General features: G+C 70.4%; 21 protein-coding genes. 10 read left to right on the top strand and 11 right to left on the bottom strand.

Annotated features, from left to right (window positions below):
* The first annotated feature begins 145 nt into the window (after positions 1–145).
* From AC6EXY_RS30125 to AC6EXY_RS30110, 4 genes are read left to right on the top strand one after another with little or no spacing between them, the layout of a single operon-like run.
* Positions 146–895, top strand: a complete 750-nt coding sequence (locus AC6EXY_RS30125) for an ABC transporter ATP-binding protein (protein ID WP_101835209.1) — start codon at positions 146–148, stop codon at positions 893–895.
* The gene (locus AC6EXY_RS30120) at positions 892–1,614 is read left to right on the top strand and encodes an ABC transporter permease (RefSeq protein ID WP_101835211.1); all 723 of its coding nucleotides are present in this window, start codon (positions 892–894) and stop codon (positions 1,612–1,614) included. The genes AC6EXY_RS30125 and AC6EXY_RS30120 overlap by 4 nt, the downstream gene beginning before the upstream one ends.
* Entirely contained in the window at positions 1,611–2,825 is a 1,215-nt protein-coding gene (locus AC6EXY_RS30115) for a sensor histidine kinase (RefSeq protein ID WP_101835213.1), read from the top strand. Before AC6EXY_RS30120 ends, AC6EXY_RS30115 begins: the two co-directional genes overlap by 4 nt.
* 46 nt (positions 2,826–2,871) lie before the next feature.
* Complete coding sequence (locus tag AC6EXY_RS30110) at positions 2,872–3,540, top strand: response regulator (RefSeq protein WP_101835215.1); 669 nt, start codon at positions 2,872–2,874, stop codon at positions 3,538–3,540.
* A gap of 61 nt (positions 3,541–3,601) precedes the next feature.
* On the opposite strand, the gene AC6EXY_RS30105 is transcribed toward AC6EXY_RS30110, so the two are convergent.
* The 4 genes from AC6EXY_RS30105 to AC6EXY_RS30090 all read right to left on the bottom strand — a co-directional run bounded on the left by AC6EXY_RS30105 (position 3,602) and on the right by AC6EXY_RS30090 (position 7,606).
* On the bottom strand, positions 3,602–3,739 hold the full coding sequence (locus AC6EXY_RS30105; RefSeq protein ID WP_165818640.1) for a hypothetical protein: 138 nt from the start codon (positions 3,737–3,739) through the stop codon (positions 3,602–3,604).
* Between the two features lie 76 nt (positions 3,740–3,815).
* Entirely contained in the window at positions 3,816–5,762 is a 1,947-nt protein-coding gene (locus AC6EXY_RS30100; RefSeq protein WP_499818639.1) for an effector-associated domain EAD1-containing protein, read from the bottom strand.
* Between the two features lie 190 nt (positions 5,763–5,952).
* The gene (locus AC6EXY_RS30095) at positions 5,953–6,408 is read right to left on the bottom strand and encodes a PIN domain-containing protein (protein WP_243408051.1); all 456 of its coding nucleotides are present in this window, start codon (positions 6,406–6,408) and stop codon (positions 5,953–5,955) included.
* Between the two features lie 277 nt (positions 6,409–6,685).
* Complete coding sequence (locus AC6EXY_RS30090; RefSeq protein ID WP_243408052.1) at positions 6,686–7,606, bottom strand: LysR family transcriptional regulator; 921 nt, start codon at positions 7,604–7,606, stop codon at positions 6,686–6,688.
* A 91-nt stretch (positions 7,607–7,697) separates the two neighbouring features.
* Here AC6EXY_RS30090 and AC6EXY_RS30085 point away from each other — a divergent pair, with 91 nt between their 5' ends.
* Positions 7,698–8,570: an oxidoreductase gene (locus AC6EXY_RS30085; protein ID WP_243408053.1), complete on the top strand. Its 873-nt coding sequence runs from the start codon at positions 7,698–7,700 to the stop codon at positions 8,568–8,570.
* A 140-nt stretch (positions 8,571–8,710) separates the two neighbouring features.
* Here AC6EXY_RS30085 and AC6EXY_RS30080 read toward each other — a convergent pair whose 3' ends face one another.
* The gene (locus AC6EXY_RS30080; RefSeq protein WP_499818640.1) at positions 8,711–9,559 is read right to left on the bottom strand and encodes an NAD(P)H-binding protein; all 849 of its coding nucleotides are present in this window, start codon (positions 9,557–9,559) and stop codon (positions 8,711–8,713) included.
* Positions 9,560–9,645: 86 nt separating this feature from the next.
* Here AC6EXY_RS30080 and AC6EXY_RS30075 point away from each other — a divergent pair, with 86 nt between their 5' ends.
* A complete protein-coding gene (locus tag AC6EXY_RS30075) occupies positions 9,646–10,122 on the top strand; it encodes a MarR family transcriptional regulator (RefSeq protein WP_101835225.1) in 477 nt (158 codons plus the stop codon).
* Positions 10,123–10,473: 351 nt separating this feature from the next.
* Positions 10,474–10,605 (top strand): hypothetical protein, encoded by a 132-nt coding sequence (locus tag AC6EXY_RS30070; RefSeq protein ID WP_279354717.1) that lies wholly within the window; start codon positions 10,474–10,476, stop codon positions 10,603–10,605.
* A gap of 148 nt (positions 10,606–10,753) precedes the next feature.
* On the opposite strand, the gene AC6EXY_RS30065 is transcribed toward AC6EXY_RS30070, so the two are convergent.
* Both AC6EXY_RS30065 and AC6EXY_RS30060 read right to left on the bottom strand, forming a co-directional pair.
* The gene (locus AC6EXY_RS30065) at positions 10,754–11,239 is read right to left on the bottom strand and encodes a hypothetical protein (RefSeq protein ID WP_101835226.1); all 486 of its coding nucleotides are present in this window, start codon (positions 11,237–11,239) and stop codon (positions 10,754–10,756) included.
* A 276-nt stretch (positions 11,240–11,515) separates the two neighbouring features.
* Positions 11,516–12,472 carry a GlxA family transcriptional regulator gene (locus tag AC6EXY_RS30060; RefSeq protein WP_101835228.1) on the bottom strand — a complete coding sequence of 319 codons (957 nt, stop codon included), beginning with the start codon at positions 12,470–12,472 and terminating at the stop codon, positions 11,516–11,518.
* Positions 12,473–12,522: 50 nt separating this feature from the next.
* Here AC6EXY_RS30060 and AC6EXY_RS30055 point away from each other — a divergent pair, with 50 nt between their 5' ends.
* A complete protein-coding gene (locus AC6EXY_RS30055; RefSeq protein WP_207770562.1) occupies positions 12,523–13,488 on the top strand; it encodes an NADP-dependent oxidoreductase in 966 nt (321 codons plus the stop codon).
* Positions 13,489–13,664: 176 nt separating this feature from the next.
* Here the strand turns inward: AC6EXY_RS30055 and AC6EXY_RS30050 are convergent, their stop codons facing one another.
* The gene (locus AC6EXY_RS30050) at positions 13,665–14,036 is read right to left on the bottom strand and encodes a winged helix-turn-helix transcriptional regulator (protein WP_499818641.1); all 372 of its coding nucleotides are present in this window, start codon (positions 14,034–14,036) and stop codon (positions 13,665–13,667) included.
* Between the two features lie 96 nt (positions 14,037–14,132).
* On the opposite strand from AC6EXY_RS30050, the gene AC6EXY_RS30045 reads away from it, so the two are divergent.
* Together AC6EXY_RS30045 and AC6EXY_RS30040 are read left to right on the top strand one after the other, a co-directional pair.
* Positions 14,133–14,792 (top strand): NADPH-dependent F420 reductase, encoded by a 660-nt coding sequence (locus AC6EXY_RS30045; RefSeq protein WP_101833217.1) that lies wholly within the window; start codon positions 14,133–14,135, stop codon positions 14,790–14,792.
* Positions 14,793–14,983: 191 nt separating this feature from the next.
* Positions 14,984–15,448 (top strand): MarR family winged helix-turn-helix transcriptional regulator, encoded by a 465-nt coding sequence (locus AC6EXY_RS30040; protein ID WP_101833216.1) that lies wholly within the window; start codon positions 14,984–14,986, stop codon positions 15,446–15,448.
* A 108-nt stretch (positions 15,449–15,556) separates the two neighbouring features.
* Here the strand turns inward: AC6EXY_RS30040 and AC6EXY_RS30035 are convergent, their stop codons facing one another.
* From AC6EXY_RS30035 to AC6EXY_RS30025, 3 genes are all read right to left on the bottom strand, one after another.
* Positions 15,557–16,393 carry an SDR family NAD(P)-dependent oxidoreductase gene (locus AC6EXY_RS30035; RefSeq protein WP_101833215.1) on the bottom strand — a complete coding sequence of 279 codons (837 nt, stop codon included), beginning with the start codon at positions 16,391–16,393 and terminating at the stop codon, positions 15,557–15,559.
* Between the two features lie 93 nt (positions 16,394–16,486).
* Positions 16,487–17,011, bottom strand: a complete 525-nt coding sequence (locus AC6EXY_RS30030) for a MarR family winged helix-turn-helix transcriptional regulator (protein WP_101833214.1) — start codon at positions 17,009–17,011, stop codon at positions 16,487–16,489.
* A 70-nt stretch (positions 17,012–17,081) separates the two neighbouring features.
* Complete coding sequence (locus tag AC6EXY_RS30025; protein WP_207770427.1) at positions 17,082–17,708, bottom strand: nitroreductase family protein; 627 nt, start codon at positions 17,706–17,708, stop codon at positions 17,082–17,084.
* Positions 17,709–17,949: the final 241 nt, after the last annotated feature.

Genomic DNA, 17,949 nt, shown 5'->3' with positions numbered 1-17,949 from the left:
GCCGTCCGCCTCCGTGGCCGTCCCCCCTTCACGATCATCCGCCCCGGGGAGGAGGAATGGTCGCCGCGGTCTGCGCCCACGGTCGAGCCAAGAAGTCCGTCCAGGTGGGGATGACCACGAGGTCAGCGGACTGGATTCTTCCGGCATGGGAATTTCACGAACGGCTGACGCGGTTGCGGCCGGCCATACCGGTGCGGCTATCACCGTCGAAGGGTTGGCAAAGCACTACGGCAGGTCTGTCGCCGTCGAGGACGTGTCGTTCAGCGTTCGTAGCGGAGCCATCACCGGATTCTTTGGGCCCAACGGAGCCGGCAAGACCACGGTGCTCAAGGTGGTCAGCGGGCTTGCCCGGGGGAGTGCCGGGCGGGTTCTGGTGAACGGTCGTGAGACACACGCGCGGGACGCGGGCACCCTGGGCGCCTTCATCGAGCCCTGCGGCGCTCACCCAGGCCGCGCGGCGCGCGCGCATCTTCGTTCGTTGGCGACCATGGCCGGGTTGCCGGGGGCGCGGGTCTCCGAGGTGCTGGCCCTGGTGGGCCTTGAGCAGGACGCGCGCCGCAGGGTCGGGCGGTACTCGCTCGGCATGCGCCAGCGGCTTGGTCTCGCGGCGGCGCTGCTCGCCGATCCGGACATCCTGGTGCTGGACGAGCCGACCAACGGGTTGGACCCGCAGGGGATCCGATGGCTGCGGACCCTGTTGCGGGAACGGGCCGACTCGGGCCGCACCGTCGTGCTGTCCAGCCACTCGCTGACCGAGGCCGAGCGGCTGGTCGACGATGTCGTCGTCATTCACCAGGGGCGCATCGTGCATCAGGCTCCGATGGGTGCGATTGCCCAGGGTGGATCAACGCTCGAGGACATCTTCCTAAACCTGACCGGAGGGGAGGACGCGTGAGCCGGCTGGTCAGGGGTGAGCTGATCAAAATTTTGAGCACGCGCACGGCGCTGGCGTTCGCGGTGACCTCGGTCGCTCTGACGGCCGCCAATGCGATGATCGTCGCGGTCGCCTCGGGAACGCTCGACGAGGTGGGGGAGAAGGAGGAGGCCCTGTCCGGTATGCCGATCCTGTTGCTGCTGCTCGGGGCGGTCGGTGTCGCCGGTGAGTTCCGGCACCGCACCGCCGCGCCCGCGGCGCTCGCCTCGGGTACCTCCCGGGAACGCCTGCTGCTCGCGCGGGCCACGGCGTACGCGATCACGGGTCTGGTCGTCGGCACGCTCATGGTCGCGGTCTCGCTGGGGGCGGGGCTGCCGCTTCTGGGCCGACAGCCTGGGCCCGACCTGGGCGCCGGCGAGGTGACCGGAGTGGCGCTGGGTCTGCTGGGGTCGTCGGTGCTCGCGACGGTGATCGGAGTCGCCGTCGGCGCGCTGCTTCGCAACCAGATCCTGGCGGCGGTCGGGGCACTGATCCTGACTTTCGTCTTGAACCCGCTGTTCGACCGCGTGCGGGAGGGTTCGTCGGACTACACGCCGCTCGGCGCGGTGGCGGTGCTGACCCGCATGGTCCACGGGCCGACCCGCATCTCCCTGGCCGCGGCGGCGATCGTCCTGGGCGTCTGGACGGTGGGGCTCATGGCCGCTGCACTGGCCGGCGAACGCCGACGCGACCTGGCATGACCATCGAGGTGGCGGGGCTGCGGCGACTGCGTGCGCGCGCGGTGGCGGCCGCCCGCGTCCGCGGCACGGGGCGGGACCACCGGTGGGACCGGCGCGCCCTCGGATTCGATCTCCTCGTCGCGGTGGCCGCCACGATCGCCGAGCTGAGCCTTCTCCTCAACGACGACCACACCGCGCGGGTGTCGACCGTGCTGCTGGCGGTTTCGTCCGGCGGCGCGCTCACCGTGCGCCGCCGGGCCCCGTGGATGGTGCTCCTCGCGACGCTCGCGCTCGCCGGGGCGCTGGTGGCCACCGGCGACGCACCGGGCGGTGCGCCTGTCCTGGCCGCACTCTTCACGATCGCTGAACGCGGCGACTGGCGCCGCGCGCTCGCCGCGCTCGTGCCCACCGCCGTGCTCCTGGCCGCACTGTCGATCGTGTCCGTCCCGGTGACGGCGGGAGTGTGGGCGCTGGGCAGGTATGCGCAGACCCGCCGCCGGTATGTCCGCGCCCTCGAGGAACGCGCCGAGCACCTCCAGCGTGAACAGGAGCAGTTGACCCGGCTCGCGGTGCACGAGGAACGCGCGTCGATCGCCCGTGAACTCCACGACATCGTCGCCCACTCGGTGACCGTGATGCTGCTCGGCGTGCGCGGCGCCCGCGACGTGCTGCGCACGTCGCCGGACCGGGCCGACGACACGCTGGCCCGGGTGGAGCGGAGCGGAGAGCACAGCCTCACGGAACTCCGCCGCATGCTGACCGTGCTGCGCACCCCGGGCACCCCCGCCGACTCCCGCCCCGCGCCCTCGCTGCGGGATCTGGCGGGGCTCGTCGCCGAGTATCACGCCGCGGGGTTACCCGTCGAGCTACGAGTGACAGGGGAACCGATCTTGCTGCCCGACGGTGTGGAGTTGTCCGTCTACCGCATCATCGAGGAGGCTCTGACCAATGCGGTGAAGCACGCGCGTCCCCGCCAGGTCATGGTCGCACTCGCCTATCGTGACCGATGCCTTGACATCGAGGTGACCAATGACGGGACAGCCGCCGAGCCGGCCCGGGTTCCGATCCTCGGCGGCACCGGGGATGCACTCGTGACCAACGAGTCGGCTCGGCACGGCCTCATCGGGATGCGAGAACGGGCCTCGGTGCTCGGTGGCGAACTGGAGTTCGGTCATCAGCGCGACGGCTGGTTCCGAGTCGCCGCCCGGCTCCCAGCGGAAGAGCGAGCATGAGCGTGGGCCACGCCGTCGCGGCGACACTCACGAGAGCGAGAATCGGATGAGTATCCGCTTGCTGATCGTGGACGACCAGGAACTGGTCCGGATCGGCCTGCGACTGATACTCGAGGCCCTGGACGACTTCGAGGTGGTCGGCGAGGCCGCGGACGGCCAGGAAGCGCTCGCGCGCGCCGAGGAGTTGCGACCCGACGTCGTCCTGCTCGACATTCGCATGCCGCGCATGGACGGTGTCGAGACCACCGCTCGCCTGACCGGCGGCGGGCTCACCCCACCCCCGCGCGTGCTCATCCTCACGACCTTCGACCTGGACGAGTACGTGTTCGGCGCGCTGCGCGCCGGAGCGGCCGGGTTCCTGCTCAAGGACTCCTCCCGCGAGCGCCTGATCGAAGCGATCCGCGTCCTGCACGCCGGCGATGCGCTGCTTTCGCCCTCCATCACCAGGCGGCTGGTCGAGACCTTCACAGCCCGTACCCGCCCGCCGACGCCACCCGGCCTGCTCGACGAACTGACACCACGCGAGCGCGAGGTGCTGGTACTGGTCGCCCGCGGCCTGTCGAACACCGAGATAGCCGAGCGTCTCGTCGTGACTGAGGCGACGGTGAAGAGCCACGTGGGTGCCATCTTCACCAAGCTGGGGCTGCGAGACCGGGTCCAGGCCGTAGTGCTCGCGTACGAGAACGGCGTCGTCGCTGCCGGCGAGCCCGCCTGACCAGTCCGAATCCGCTCGGCCGGCCATGCCTGGCCATGAGCCGGGCCGCGAGGGTACGCGGTCAGGCGGGGGCCGACCGTCCCGTCCCACTCGTTCTTTCCGACACCCGCTGGTCCAGCACGATCCCGATCAGCAGCGCCAACGGGTCGTTCGTCAGCAGCTCGTCGGCCTCGGCGATCTGGCTCAGGTGCAGTCCCACGCCATCACGGTAGCGTTGGACTCGGCCGAGGGGCCGCCCACCTGCCGATCCGCCGAGCGATGCTACTGCCCGGCAGCTACTTCGTCCCCTGGTTTCGCCACCAATCGCTGCGCATCAGTCCGCGCAGGAGGTCCACCGCCACCGCCGGAATTAGCGGGGTGCCGTCGTCAGGATTCTCGGGCATGCGATTGGACTTCGGGTCGACGACTCCGATGGCCAGGTTCGTGATGACCTGGCTGATGGCGTCCGTGATCTTGGCGACACCGGCCGTCGCTGGATCACGGGTGAGGTCCGGGCGTATGGCGTCGAGCAGGTGGTTCGGCAGCGAGGTCAGCATCCGCAGGGTCTCACCGCGCAGGCCGTCGAGCTCGGCGCCGCCTCGGTCCATCCGGACCTGGTCGAGCAGGTCGAACATGGTCGGCGAGCCCGGCGGAAGGTCGTCGACGCTCTTGCCGATCACGCGGGCGAACATGTCGGGGTTGGGCAAGCGGGGCAGCAGTCCGATCGCCGCGAGCAGGCGCCGCTCCGGGTCGACCCGGATGACGTCGCCGATCGTCCCTGCCAGCTCTGGGTGCGCGGGCAGGGCTCGGCCGAGGATCATCAGCGCGGTCGTGGCCTGAGCCGGGGTGGCCGCCTTCGCGATGGTTTCGCCGAGCGACGGCGTCTGCGCCAGCGCCGCCGCCGCGATCCGCTCACCGTAGGCGGCGGGACGCAGTGCCTCCGCCGCCCACCGGCCAGCGTACAGGCGACGAAGCTCGTCCACCACGCTTCGCAGCTCGCGGGTTTTGGTCTGGAGCAGCTCCGGCAGAGTCGCGGCCAGCGCTTGCGCGTCGTCGGCCGACCTGGGACGCAGCAAGATGGCCGTCGTGATGATGCGGGCCACGAGCTCGGCGCCGGGGCTGGTCGCGGCATCGGCGCCCGTGCCGGCGGGGTCAGGCCACCGCGGCCGTTCGTGCCGGCAAAGTGTGGTCAGCGGGCTCTCGGCTGGCTGCTTGGCAGGGGCATCCGGCAGGGCCGCCAGCAACGCCGCCGCGTGCACGTCAAGCACCGTGTCTAGCTCCTCGAGGTCGGCCCACGAGCTGGAGTCGGGCTCGGCGCTCGTTGCGGTGCCCAGTTCGGCGGCGAACGCGGAGCGGGCGGCCGTGAAGTGAACATGCCTGGCGTGCGGGCCGGGGGCCAGCGGCGTGATCGTGTGCGGTTCCGCTCGCTCGAACATGCCGGCGACCTGAGTGTCCGGCAAGGCCAGCTCGCGCAGGCCCCGGAGCAAGCCTCCGGTGGCCCGGGTCAGCAGAAGCAGCCGGCTCGCGGTCGACCGGCCCACCAGCGCACGTGCGGTCGCGACCGTCTCCTCCGGCCTGAGCTCCGCGTCCTCGATGATCACCAGGGTGGGTGCGCCGGCAGTACGCAGATATCCCAGCCGGGCCGGGCTCAGCGGTGAGTCCGACTGAGCCAGGACGGTCAGCCAGCCCTTCTCGGAGAGATCCTCGCGGATCTGCATGGCGAGCCGGGTCTTGCCCGAACCAGCCGGCCCGGTCAGCAGGCGAGCCGAAACCCGCTGAGTCCGCGTGGCCCAGGACCGCAGAGCGGCGCGGTCCCCGTTGAGTTCCACAAATGGCACCACCAGGTATTCCGCGCGCAGCAGCACGCTCGGCGCACAGGCCGCTGTTCGTTCCGGTGGCGGGGCGTCGAACACCGCCTCCGGCCCTCCGGCCCCAAGCGGTGGGCCGCCTGGGCCCGCGGCGGCCGCGCGGGCGAACACCTCGTTGGCGGCAAACCACTCGGCGGCCACCGCCAGCAGGCTGGCCCGCCCGTCGCCGACGAAGCGAGCACGCTCGTCAAGCCGAATTCCCGCCGCCAGCACGTGCGAGACCTCGCGCCAGAACTGTTCCGCCGAGTCGACGTTCCAGGTCGGCTGCCGGCCCCGGCTCACGCCGGCCGCTTCGAGGAGCTGGCGGGCCTGGACGCGGTCCGGGCACGCTTCAGCGAGCGCTCTGATCTCCGCGTCCGACAGGCAGTCCGGCATGGGGCCTCCCCGTGATCCGGCGCCGTCACCGGAACGTACCGATCAGTGTCGCATCGCGTCCGATGCCACTGATCAGGCCCGCCGCACTGTTGTCCCCGGCCCTCCGGGACTTCTCATAATCATCTTTAATCTACGCCCACCTGTGGCCTGATGGCGACCGCGCCCACACCGTCGTCGGGCTGGCGGTCGTTTAGGCCGTCGTGTAGTCGGTGTAGTCCCGACAGGCCACATAGTCGTCGGCGTCCAGATAGTGGCACCAGGGAAGCTGTGAGCCAGGAAAGCGGAGCCGACTGGTGCCCTTCCAGCTCGCGACCTCCACATGAAGCCCAAGATCCCGAACCGTCTCCAACGCCGGTACGAGGTCTGTATCGCGACAGGTGCCGCCCTCGCAGGCCAGACGCACGAGGTCCACGGCGAGCGCGACGTCGATGCCCTTCTCCTGCGCGGGCTCGGCTGGCCATGCCTTCGGGTAGCGGAGCTGGCGCCGGACAACCGCGACTCGCGGATCGCGGGCCCAGCGGTCGGCCTGCCGGTCGCTGGCCCTCGCGGCCGCCGGCTGATGATCAGGGCTCGGGCGCCCCCGGTAGACACGGACGGCCGCAAGCTCACCTTCGAGTCGTCGCCCACTGACGATTCGCCGTGCCACCCGCATGGGATCCACATGTCCATCTCGGCCAGGAGTGCCCGAGGGCAAGAATCGGAAGACGAGGACTGACGATCGGCCAAGGGCGAGGCCGAAACGTCCGCCACGCCTTCACACGGATGGCGACGGGGCGGGCGCCCGAAAACGAGCTCCTCCGGGAACGCGGCGAGGGCGCCGCGTCCCTCTTTCGTGCGTCGGTCACCCGACGGCCGCCGCCCAAAGGTCGACCCGGCCGGCTGACCTGACCCCGCGAGGGGCGTGCCGCCGGGAAGGTCGGCGCTCAGCCGGTGGCGGCCAGGTCGGTCGTGCGGGCGACGTCGTGGACTACCTGGCGCAGAGCCTCGAAGGCCGGTGGGGGCGGCGCGCCGGCCCGCCGGACGAGGACGACCTCGGCCTCGTCGTCGGCGAGCGGGACGAAGACGACCCCGCTGTCGCGCAGGGAGCGGGACGAGCATGGCAGGCGGGTCACGCCCACGCCCGCCGCGACCAGCGCCAACAGGCCCTGCGGGCTCGTCCCACGCTCGACGATCCGGGGGGAGAAGCCGGCCCGGCGGAAGTCGGCCTCGTACTTGCGGTGCCACGGCGGCCAGGAACGGTCCGGCGTGAGCACCCACGGCTCGGCGGCCAGGTCAGCCATCCGCAACTCATCGCGGCCGGCCAGCCGATGGCCCACGGGCAGGACGGCGGCGACCGGCTCGCGCAGCACGACCTCGCTCTCGAGGTCGTCGACCAGCGGCGGCCGGGTGAGAGCGGCGTCGAGCCGGCCCTCCCGCAGGCCCGCGACCAGCGCGGCGATCGGCAGGTCCTCGGCGCGCACGGCGATGTGCGGGAAGCGCTCGCGCACGGTCCGCACCACCGGGGGCATCAGGTAGTTCGCCACCGTGACCAGGAACCCGACCCGAAGCGGCGACCGGTCGCCCCGGGCCGCGAGCCGGGCGGCGTCGATCGCCCGCTCGGCCTGCGTCAGCAGAACCCGGCTCTCCCGCAACAGCGCGGTCCCAGCCGCGGTGAGCGTCACCCCATGGCTGCCCCGGACCAGCAGCGCTGCCCCGACCTGACGCTCCAGGGAGCGGATCTGCTGCGACAGCGACTGCTGGGCGATGTGCAGCCGGGCAGCCGCCCGGGTCAGGCTGCCCTCTTCGGCCGCGGCCACGAAGTAGCGCAGCTGGCGAAGTTCGGGCGTCACCGGCTCCCGCGTCACCGGTCCAGCCTAAGCGGCCACAGCCTGGGCCTGTGGCCGCCCAGGTAACAGCTGCTTCTCTGGAGCGTCGCCCGTTCCTATGGTCGGGACCGTGACGACTTCTGACACCAGCGGGGCAGGCCCGGCCGGGCGCGTGTGGTTCATCACCGGCGCGTCGACCGGCTTCGGGCGTGAGATCGCGCAGGCCGCGCTGCGCCGAGGCGACTTCGTCGTGGCGACCGCCCGCCGCCCCGAGACTCTCAACGACCTGGTCGCCTCGGCCGACGGCCGGGTCCTGGCCCTGCCACTCGACGTGACCGACCCGGCCCAGATCCAGGCGGCACTCGACGCCGCGACCACTCGGTTCGGCCGGGTCGACGTGCTCGTCAACAATGCCGGGTACGGCTCCGTCGGCGCGGTCGAGGAGATCGACCTGTCCGACCTGCGGACGCTCATGGAGACGATGTACTTCGGCCCGGTCGCCCTGACCCAGGCCGTCCTGCCCGGGATGCGGGCGCGGGGCAGCGGCGCGGTCGTCCAGATCAGCTCGATGGGCGGCCAGGTGACGATGCCCGGGTTCGGGGCGTACTGCTCGGCCAAGTTCGCCCTTGAGGCGCTGTCCGAGTCGCTGGCGGCCGAGGTGGGGCCGCTTGGCATCCGGGTGCTGATTGTCGAGCCGGGGGCGTTCCGGACCGCGTTCGGCGGGCGCGGGATGCACCGCTCCCGGCGCATCAACGCCTACGAGCCGACCGTCGGCCCGACCCGCGCCGGCGTCGACTCGATGGACGGCAGCCAGCCCGGCGACCCGCGCAAGGCGGCCGACGCGATCCTCGCCGCCCTCGACGCGCCAGCCGCGCCGCTGCACCTTGCCCTGGGCGCGGACGCTGTCGAGGCGATTCGGGTAGCCCAGGACCGGCGCCGGGCCGACCTCGACTCCTGGGAAGCCGTCAGCCGCTCGACCGACGTCGAGGCGGCGCCCGGCTGACCGGCCGCTGTCCGGTTGGCAGGCGACCGTGCGAGGACGGAGCTGGTCACTTTGTCGACGGTGCGAACAGCGTGGCCAGGTCGGCACTTCGCCCGATCTCCCTCCTGACACACCGAACAGTTCGGTCCGCGGCGTAGGGATCAGGCGCGTTGGAAGTCGCCCCGGTGGGCTTCGACCCAGGAGCGCAGCGACCGGGCGGGGTGACCGGTGATCCGCTCGACGGTGTTGGTGACGGAGGCGGTCTGACCGACGGTCGCCGCGGCCACGTCGAGCAGGCCCTCCAGGATCGGCCGGGGGATCCGGCCCTGGTCAAGCTCCCATGCCTGCTCGCGGGTCACGTCGTCAACGGTGACCTCGACACCGAGCACGTCGCCGATGATCGCGACCGCGTCCCGCATCCGCATCGACCGCGGCCCGGTGAGGATCTGCAGCCGGGAGCGGAAAGTCTCGTGGGTGAGCAGATGGGCGGCGACCTCGGCGATGTCCTCGGGATGGATCGGCGTCACGGCGGCGTCCGCGAACGCCATCGCGACCCGTCCCTCGGTCCGGATCTGATCGGCCCAGTCGCGCCGAGTGTTGGTCGCAAGCCAGCTCGGGTACAGCACCGTGTGCTCGAGACCCGAGTCGGCCACCGCCCGCTCGACCGCACGATGGATCCGCCCGATGGGCCGGTCGAACTCCCCGACCTCATAGGCCGCCGGCGAGGACAGCAGCACCACGTACCGCACGCCGGCCTCCACGGCCGCCGCCACGAACGCGTCGATGGTGCCGATCACCGGGTAGAGGAAGATGGCCTCGACCCCACGCAGCGCCTTCGCCGCGGACGGACCGGAGTCGGTCAGATCGAGCTCGGCCAGCTCGACGCCGGCCGGCAGCCGTAGGGTCGTCGCATCGCGGGACGAGCCACGGGCCGGGTAGCCCGACCTGGCCAGCGTGGCTACCAGACGCGACCCGATGTTCCCGCTGGCGCCAGTGACGAGGATGGTCATGACTCTCCGTTCGCACAGGTGACGGATGAATTACCTTTGCAAGCAAAGCATCTTTGACGACAAAGATAACTGTCGCGAGGAGGGCGATGTCAAGCCGGAGCGAGGACGAACTCGAGGTCGACGAGGCCGTCCGGGCGCTGTTGCTGCTGATGCCACAGCTGGTGGGACGGGCCAAGCGGACGCAGCCACCCGCCGAGCTGGCCGGCCTGGCGCTCGGCCCACGGCACCTGTCCCTGCTGTCCTACCTGCTGCTCGACGGCCCCACCACCGTCAACGCCCTGGCCACGCGGCTCGAGGTCGCGCCGACGACGGTCAGCCTCATGGTCGCCGACCTGGGCCGCGCCGGGATCGTCGAACGCCGCGAGGACCCCGATGACCGCCGACGCAGGATCGTCAGCATCACCGCCGCCGGCCGCCCGGCGATCGAGGGGTGGCTCGGCCCGGGTACCAGCGCCTGGCGAGAGGCCCTCCAGCCACTGACCCCGGCCGAACGCCATCTGGTCGTCAGCACCCTACGCGCCTACGAACGCGCCGCCGCCGAACGAGTCTCAGGGTCGAGCTGAGTACTGGCCTGCCACGCCGACCAGATCGCCCGCTGTGATCCTTCGCTCCGGCAGCCGAGCGCCAGAGCACAGCCGCTACGCAGTCAGGCGGATATGGACCGCCCCGAATCACTCCATCCTTCCGAAACCCGCTGGCCCCAACCAATATCGGAAGGATGGAATGGGGGTGCCAGGAAGGGCCCCCGCTACCGTAGACGGGTTCCGGACGCGACGACACCCAGTGTGATCTTGTGACTCTCCGGCCAGTTAGACTCGGGACCAGCGTCGAACCAAGGGGGTCGATCGTGAGCGTCGAGGCCTCCGAATTGGTCACCATCCCCCGGGTGGAGCTGGAGTCGCTGCGAGCCCGAGGTGCGGCGCCTGCGACGCGAGGTCGGCCGGACAGTCGCCAAGGCGCGCATCCAGGCCGACCCCGGTGCTGGCGACGATGCTCCGACCTTCTCCCGCAGCCAGCTCGCCGAGGCATGGGGAATCGGTGAGTGATCGCCTTATACGTTTCCCGGGGACGTCCTGGCAGGAGATCGACGCTGTTCAGCGAGCAACACTGGAAATTCTACGGAACGATAGCGCGCGCCACGCTAGGCGGAAACGGAGCCTGCCGATCACCCTCCCCTGACGTCGCGAGAATGTTTCAGATCGCCTCGACGACGATGTCGGCGCGGGCGAGTGTGGCGGCGTAGGCGGCTATGCCGTCCGGATCGCTGGTGAGGATCTGGGCCGGACCGTGAAGAGCGGCCACTATGACCACCAGGGCGTCAATGACATCCGCCCGCTTCTTCGCGGGAAACCTGGCGTCGGCGAGCATGACCCCGGCCCGTTTGTACGAGTCGAGGGTGAAGATCCTCGCGCAGGCGACGCAGCCGGCGGGGACGCTCGTCGCGACGCGTATGGGTGGTGCGGTCTCCCGGGTCTGCGGCACGGTGCAGTCCTTCAGATACTGGCTGAAGGCGTGGACAGTCTTCGGATCCGGTCGCCAGGCCTGGGCGAGGACCGGGCCTATGACAACCGGTCGGTGTGGCGCCGCGCGTAGGCCATGGTGACGCAGTCGCGCCGCGGAGCTGTCTCGCAGGAGCGCCACCAGCATCCCAGCGTCATAGACGACGGTACGCGCGATCATGCGACGCCCGCGATGTCCGATCCGAGTGCGCTGGCCAGTACCCGGTGGACGAGGGCCCGCTCGTAACGACCACGGTCAACCAGTCGGCTCGCTCCATGGAGATCATCCTGGCCAGGTCGAGCCGCACCGTGGGTTCGCGGCCTCGCCAGAGCGATCCGGCGGGGCGGGCTACTCGGGGACGCCGGATAACGGTGACGCGATCCGGGTCAAGGCGGTATGGGGGCAGCAGTCGCCACCGACCGCGCGCCCCTCGGACCAGACAGCGGATCTCCGGCGCTATCCCCGAAAAGTTCGGCGGTACACCATCGGTGAAACCGCGATGGCGGCGCGCAGATGTTCGCGCAGTGACGCGGCGGTGCCGAACCCCGCACTCTCGGCAATTCTGTCGACCGACAGGTCTGTAAATTCCAACAGATTGCGGGCCAGGTCGACCCGTTGCTGAACGAGCCATTGCCCAGGGCTCTGGCCGACCTCGGACCGGAAGTGGCGCGTGAAGGTCCGACGACTCATGCCGGCATGCGCGGCGAGGTCGTCCAGCCGCAGGTTCTGGTCCAGCCGGTCGATGGCCCAGCTTCGGGTTGGAGCGGTGCCGGAACCCGGTCCCCGCGGCACTGGACGCTCGATGTACTGGGCCTGGCCGCCCTCGCGCCAGGGCGCCACCACGATGCCGCGGGCCACCTGGTTCGCGACGCCACTGCCATGATCACGGCGTACCAGATGGAGACAGAGATCCACACCGGCCGCCGCGCCGGCGGACGTGAACACCCGGCCCGCGTCGACGAAGAGAACGTCGGGGTCGACGTGCACAGCCGGATAGGCCCGCTGGAAATCCTCGGCGTGCCGCCAGTGCGTGGTGGCCGGCAGATCATCCAACAGGCCCACGGCGGCCAGCACATAGGAGGCCAGGCAGAGCGAGACCACCCGGGCGTCCGCACGCACCTGACCGAAGGCGTCCGCCAGGCCCGGCGGCAGCAGATCCCGATCGACGATCTTCGTCATCGCCTCGGCCGGTGGAACCACGACGGTGTCGGCCGTGGCGAGCACCGCGGCATCGTGCATGACCGCGATCGAGTAGTCGGCGGCGGTGGTCACCGGCTCGCCGTCCAGGGAGCAGGTGAGCACCTCGTGCAGCGGGCGGTCGGCCGCGTCTCGGGCCGCCCCAAAAATCTTGGACGGCATGCTGAGCTCGAAGGGCATCACACCGTCCAGGGCGAGCACCACCACTCGATGCATGGCCCGATCCTTGCACAACCCGGCCTCCGGGCCACTGGCTGAGTGATCGGATGGCTCGCGACACTCGGGACATGACGACGACGATGATGCGGGCGGTCAGCCAGGACCGGCTGGGCGGCCCCGATGTCCTGCGGGTGGTCGAGCTCGAACGCCCTGTTCCCGGGCCCGGCGAGGTACTGATACGCGTCCGTGCCGCCGGGCTCAACCCCACTGACTGGGTGCATCGCCAGGCACCGGGCTTTCTGGCGAAGCTTCCGCTGGTTCTCGGCTGGGACGTGTCCGGCGTGGTCGAGGCGGTCGGTCTCGGGGTGGTGCTCCACGAGGTCGGCGACGAGGTGTTCGGCATGTTGCCCTACCCCGGCGGGCATGGTTCCTGCGCCGAGTACGTCACCGCGCCCGCGCGTGCCCTTGTCCGCAAGCCGGCGGGACTCGACCATGTCGAGGCCGGCGCGGTCCCACTGGCCGCGCTCACCGCTTATCAGGCCCTTGTCGACACCGCCGCGGTCCAGGCGGGCCAGCGGGTCCTGATCCACGCGGCGGCCGGCGGCGTCGGGCACTTCGCGGTACAGATCGCCCGGTCGCTGGGCGCGTCTGTCATCGGCACCGCCAGCGCGCCCAAGCACGACATGCTCCGCCAGCTCGGTGCCGACGAACTGATCGACTATCGCGATCAGGACTTCGAGCAGGCCGTCAGCGACGTGGACGTCGTCATCGACGCGATCGGCGGCGACTACACGACCCGCTCGCTGCGGGCGCTTCGCCCAGGCGGCGTGCTGGTGTCACTGGCTCTCGGCAACACGGCACCCATGGCGGAGGAGGTCGCGCGCCTCGGAGTGCGCCACAGGCTGATGCTGGTCGAGGCCGACCAGACCGGCATGCTCGCGGTAGGCGCCCTGGTGCGGGCGGGCGAACTTCGCCCGGTCATCCAGGCGGCCTTCCCCCTGGAGGACGCCGCGAAGGCCCACGAGATCGGTGAGACAAACCGAGTCGCAGGCAAGCTGGTCCTCACCGTCTGACAGTGAGGATGACACCGACGACGGGCCAGCCTCCCGGCCAAGGGGACGCAGACGCGCGCTCGTCACCATCACGTCGCGAGCACACCTCAGATCGACTCGACGACGAAGTCAGCGCGGTCGAATGTGGCGATGTAGGCGGCTGTGTGGTCGGTGGACCTTTCGGCGCCGCCGCGAGGTCAGATCTCGGCCGAGCTGTCCTGCGCGTCCAGCAGTTCGTCGCCGTGCTCGACGATCCAGTCACCCAGTGCCGTCATCGGGCCGTCAACCAGGCTCTGCCCGAGCGGAGTCAGTGCGTACTCGACCCGTGGCGGAGCCTGCGGGACGGGGCGGCGGGCGACCAGGCCGTGCGAGCCGAGCCGGCGTAGCGCCTCCGTGAGGACCTTGTCGCTCACGCCGCCGATCACGGCCCGCAGCTCGCGGTGGCGGCGAGGGCCCGGCCGAAGAGCCGCGAGAACGACGGGGTCCCAGGTGTGCGCGAACAGGTCGGTCGCCGCCCGCAGGCGACAATCCGCGACCAGCTCCACGCAGCCGCGCGGGTTCTCGCTCATCCGGGTCATCGTCGCAGTCTCGTACGCACCGTTTGGTGCGTACCGGCTTTCCTACCGTTGCCGGGTAGGCAGCCGGCGCGGACGAGGAGAGACCACATGCGGATCGGGATTCTGGGCACGGGAACGCTGGCCGAGGGGCTGGGGCGAGGGTGGAGCCAGGCCGGGCACGAGCTGGTGATCGGCGGACGGTCACGGGCCAGGGCGGACGCGCTCGCCGAGCGGCTGGGCGGGACGGCGCATGCCGCCACCCCACGAGACGCCGTCGCCGGGTGCGACGCGGTGCTCCTCGCCGTCCTGTGGGCCGGCATCGAGGAGATCCTTTCCAGCGCCGGCGCGGCCGAAGGCACGCTCGCGGGAGTGCCGTTGATCGACCCGACCAACGCCGTCGAGCACGGAGTCGGCGTGCTGCTCCCCGAGCGGCACGCCGCGGCTGATCGGACAGCCGCCTGCGCTCCCGGGGCACATGTCGTCAAGGCGTTCCACCTCTTCGCGGCCGACCAGTGGACACGCCGCCCCGCCGACGGTGGTCACGACGTTCCAACGCCAACAGTGGCAATCTGTGGCGACGACGCCGCCGCGCTACACGTCACCAGCGAACTCATCCGGGACGTCGGCGGCGAACCCGCCGTTCTCGGCCCCCTCAGCCGCGCCCGTCAGCTCGAAGAAGTCGCGGGCTTCGTCATCGGGCTCGCGTTCGCGGGCTTCGACCCCGCCTCAGCCGTCCCCCACATCCAGACGGGAACCGTCTCCAGATAACAGCGGGAGAATATCGGCCACGACGCGAACGATCCGCGATCCAATGGACGCGGATCGTCCCGCCCCACTCCATCCTTCCGAAACCAGCGCCCAGCGACCTTGACCTCAAGTCCGGTGGAGGTTCTAGCGTGATCACTCGATGCCGCCATACGGCGACGAGGACGCCCTACAGCACCGCGGGAAGGACTGGCATGGCCACGGAGATCAAGAAATATTCGGACGAGCTACTGGCGGCGCAGCCGATCGGGTACTGGAGCGGCGAGGCCTACCGGCGAGTCGTCGGCCGGATCCGCGCCGATCTGGCCACCGAGGGGCTGACCCAACCGCACTGGTGGATCCTCAACCACGTCGTTGGCAATCCCGAGGAGTGGGACCGCGCGCGTCTCATCCACCGGCTCGCCCGGTTCGACGATCTCGACATCGATTTTGACGGCGTTTTCGACGACCTACTCAAACGCGGCTGGATAACTCAGAGACAGGACGGGACCTTCGTCATCACCGAGGCGGGCGAGGCCGGGCGGACCCGCGCCGCGGACCGCGCCCATCAGGCGCTGGCGCAGGTCCATGACGGCATCGCCCCGCATGAATACGCGACCGCACTCAACGTGCTGCGACGCATGATCGCGAACCTCGGCGGCGACGCGGATCTGCCCTGAACGAGAGCCCGTCTGCTGCCAGCCTCACCGAAGGGCGCTGCGACCTCGTGCCAGCTCGGGGCATCGACGTTGAGCTGTTTGCCGAGTAACGCCACGAAGGTCGTGGCTTTATCCACGCCGGAACCGGGCCGTGCGGTGGTCGAACCGCGCGAGCAGGTCGACGGTGAGGTCGTGTAGACGGCGGGCGTCGTCGAGATACCGTGCCTTCGGCTCCAGCGGCACGCGGCGGCCTTCCAGCACGGCGGTCAGCCCTTCCCGCCCGGGCGGATCCAGAAACGGAAGGATCTGGGCGACGGCGCTCGCCACCGGCTTTCCGATCACCCTTAGCTGGTCGACCTGCGCGGCGGTGACCGGGTCGTACTCCCCGGCAAAACTCGTGACCACCACCCCAGGGTGGTTCAGAACGTAACGTATACCGTTGTCGGCGTAGGCGCCCACGAAGTCGACGCCGAGCAGGTCGTTGAGCCGGCCGGCGTGGCCCATCGCCCCGACACCGTGATAGTCGCGTTCCAGCTGAAGGTCGTTCCAACGGACTGGACCGGTCTGTCCGGCGCCCCCGAAGTTGAGCACGACCGGATGCTCGGCGCGGCTCAGCGGACCGACCAGGCCATGACTGAGCAGGAATCTGCTCAGGTAGAACAGCGCGAAGTTGCTCTCGAAACCATCGGCGGTCAGGAGCCGGGTTTGCCGGTGGTAGCGCGCGCCGAGCACCAGGACGTCGAGCACCGGATACCGCTGGGAGATCCATTCGACCAGGTGGCGGTTCTCCGCCACCCCGCTCAGGTCCGCGCCGATGAACCGGGCCCGTTCACCGGCGCGCTCGAACGCCGCGCCCTTCCGCCCGTCACGCCCTACGACGAGCACCTCGAACCCGCGGCGGAGGTACTCCTCCGCGAGCCCTCTACCGATGCCGTCGGTGCCGCCCGTGACCACTGCCGTAGCCATCCGCAGACTTCTCCCCTCTGGAAGGCCGCCGAGGGGGGCGCACCTGTCCAGTCAAGATGCTTTTAACCATCAAAGCATCTTGTCGGTGGCAGGTCAGCGCGGGCCCGTACCACCAGCGGCGCCAGTCCCGAGCTTCGCCCGCAGGCCGGCGAGCATGTGCTCATCGACGAGAAGCAGCAGCTCGGCTGCCTGCTCAAGTCGACCGTCGGGGACCTCGGCGAACACCGCCCGGAGCAGGTCGCGCCTGGCGGAACGAACCCTCCCGACCGCCGCCCGCCCCTTCGGCGTGATACCGATCATGATCGCGCGGCGGTCTCCCTCGACAGGAATCGCCTCGACGAGACGGCTCGCGCGGAGCTGACGCAACTGCAGCGAGACCGTGGAGATGTCGACCTGCAGGCATTCCGCGATGACAGAGATCCGCAGGGGCTCGACCAGGTCGAAGAACTCCAGCAACCGCAGCTCGCTCGGTGCCAGCTCGCACCCCGAGCGCTGGGCGATCTCCCGCCGGATGTGCTTGCTCTCACTCCAGCGCACCAGCGCCGCGACACCGGCCTCCAGCCGCTCCAGCGGCGCCTGAACGGACGCAGGGGACGAAGCCGGCACGGCGGAACTCACGCCGCCAGGCTATCCACATTCCGAGACGTCGGCGGCCTGCCCGCCGGCCTCGGCCCCCTCAGCCGCGCGTTCAGTCCTGGGCGCGGCCCCACCGCTCGTAGTAGGTCACGCTCTGCACAGACGGCCGCGCCGCTGGCCGGAAGTCGGTCGTGGTCAGGTAGGCCACCGGCAGCAATGCGACCTGGGTGACGTCATCGGGAATGCCGAGCAGCGCGGCCACATCGGCCTCATGGCCGTCAAGGTGATAGCCCGTGATCGTCGTGCCGAGCCCGCGGCTGCGCAGCGCGAGCTGGAAGCTCCAGATCGCCGGATACACCGAACCGTAGAAGACGTTGGCATCCGCACCCGGACCGGCCGGGCGACCGATCATGGCGGCGAGGACGAACACCGGCACCCGGTCGAGGACGTCGAGCAGATGCCGGCTCGATGCCAGGGTGGCCTGACTGACCAGATGACCGAACTGGGCCTGGGCGGCGCGCGCTGGCTCCCGGACGTGCTCGGCGACGGCTGACCGCGTCGCCTGGTCGCGGATGACCAGCCAGCGAATGCTCGACAGCAGGGCCCCGGCCGCCGGCGCCTGCAGGGCGATCCGCAGGCATTCCGCGAGGACCTCGGGCTCCACCGGCCGGTCGAGGTCGAGCTTGCGGCGCACCGACCGGGTGGTGGTCAGCAGGGTGTCGACGTCCATCAGACTCATCATCCGCTCCAGGCTTACGGCGTAAACTTACGTCGTAAGCATACGGCGTACGTACGACCCTTGCGCGGTGGCCCTAGAGTTGGTGACGGCTGTCGGCAACACGGAAGGCGGTGTCGTGACTCCTCCACCGGCTGAGGCCGGCGGCTTCTCAGGACGACGTTGCCGCGGTCTGAAGGGCCAGCCCGGCCCTGAGGATGTTGACGGCCGCGTTCACGTCGGCGTGCGCGGCGTGCCCGCACCG

It is taken from the genome of Frankia sp. RB5 (assembly GCF_059816245.1).
This window is presented reverse-complemented; position numbering and strand designations above follow the sequence as displayed.